Annotated in this window: 1 protein-coding gene; it reads right to left on the bottom strand. The window is 69.2% G+C overall.

The window, feature by feature from the left end; genetic code table 11:
* On the bottom strand, window positions 1-1,220 hold a 1,220-nt coding region (locus ACEN88_RS32160), incomplete at both ends, for a glycosyl hydrolase (RefSeq protein ID WP_413346268.1).

Below are 1,220 nucleotides of genomic sequence, written 5' to 3'. Positions count from 1 at the left end.
CCCACGTCACGCCGGCGCTGACGGCGCAGATCCTCGACGCGGGCCAGAACGTCTACTACACCGATGCCGAGGCGATCCTGGCACTGGGCGTGCGCCATTCGGTGCTCGTGCTGCCGCACGTATGCCGCCAGCTTGTCGATCACCTCGGGCGCGAGCCGCATCACGTGCGGCAGCACGAGCACCGAATGGCGCACGCCCAGTGCCAGGATCGCCTCGGCATCGGTGTAGTCGAGGTTCTGGCCCGCGTCGAGGATCTGCGCCGTCAGCGCCGGCGTGACGTGGGTGTGCATCTCGGCCGACAGCGACACCTTGCCCGGCACGAGGGCCGCGTACACGTCGTCGTTCGGCAGCAGCACGGCGACCTGGTTCGCGGGCTCGCCCTGGCGCATCAGCCAGCTCATGCGCGTCAGATAGCCCGTCACGTCCGGCATCACGTTCCACCACGGGTTGTGGTCGTTGAACACGGCGGCCGCGTAGAACGCGTAGCCGGGTTCGATCGTGCCGGGCGGCGTGTACGGCCAGCCGTGGCCGATGAACTGGTTCACGCCTTGCAGCAGCATCCGGTCCGCTTCCACCTTCATGTCCAGCGGCGTCGCGGCGAATGCGGGCGAATGGAGCCACGTCCAGGTCTCGGCCGAGATCACGGGCCGGCCATACAGGTGGCCGGCGGACGTGGCGAGGCGCGTGAACGAGAATTCGCGGAACTGCGGCCCCTCTCCTTCGGGCAGCGCGACGAGGCGGTTGCTGGACAGCGACACGGCCGGCTCGCCATACGTCTGCGAGCGGAATTGCGTGCCGTGTTTCTTCGCCCAGTCGTCGATCGGCGCGAGGTAGCGCTCGTTGACGAGCTCCGTCTGCGTCAGCGCCCAGTCGCGGCGCAGCGCGGGGGCATCCGGCCCCTGCCCCGTGAACACGGCCGGCAGGTGCGGCACGATGTCGTAGCCGCGCCGGCGCTTGAACTCCGCCGCGAAATCATCGGTCCAGTCGGTGTTGTAGACCTCCAGGCTGTCCGAGAATACCGCATACGGCGGCGTATCGCCGAACGCTTTCATCAGGGGCTCGGCGACGGTGGCGAGGTGATGGTCGACGGCCTTGCGGCTCAGGTGGTCGAGCACGAATCCTTCCGCGCCCAGCGCCGCGCGCTTGACCTGCTGGCCGGTGCGGCTGGCGATGTACACGACGACCTTGCGGGGCGCGTCGGCCGGCGCGCCCCGCAAGGT

It is taken from the genome of Massilia sp. CT11-108, from assembly GCF_047302915.1.
In the GTDB taxonomy this organism is placed as follows: Bacteria; Pseudomonadota; Gammaproteobacteria; order Burkholderiales; family Burkholderiaceae_D; genus Telluria; species Telluria orientalis.
This window is presented reverse-complemented; position numbering and strand designations above follow the sequence as displayed.